Genomic DNA, 250 nt, shown 5'->3' on the forward strand with positions numbered 1-250 from the left:
CCCCCTGTCGCTCGTTACGTGAGCCGTGCAATTTCCCGACAACTCAAATTAATCAGCCATTGAAGTTCCCAGCGCGAACCCCGAGCCGGGTTCGCTCAAGACGAAGATCGTACTGACCTGCCATTGAAGTTTCATCCGACCGCTATTTTTTAACAAGCCGAATGGCAGGTTGGGAGCAACCGGCGGAAACGAGAAGCTTCCATATTGCGCACCCTTGGAGCTGGTTGCGGCGATCCTTCCCGGATCGCTT

General features: G+C 54.8%; 1 protein-coding gene. It reads right to left on the bottom strand.

Annotated features, from left to right (window positions below):
* Positions 1 to 48: 48 nt before the first annotated feature.
* A partial coding sequence (locus SB764_RS43105; RefSeq protein ID WP_410867183.1) for a hypothetical protein occupies positions 49 to 250 on the bottom strand: 202 nt, incomplete at its 5' end.

Source organism: Paraburkholderia sp. SIMBA_027 (assembly GCF_046535315.1).
In the GTDB taxonomy this organism is placed as follows: domain Bacteria; phylum Pseudomonadota; class Gammaproteobacteria; order Burkholderiales; family Burkholderiaceae; genus Paraburkholderia; species Paraburkholderia tropica.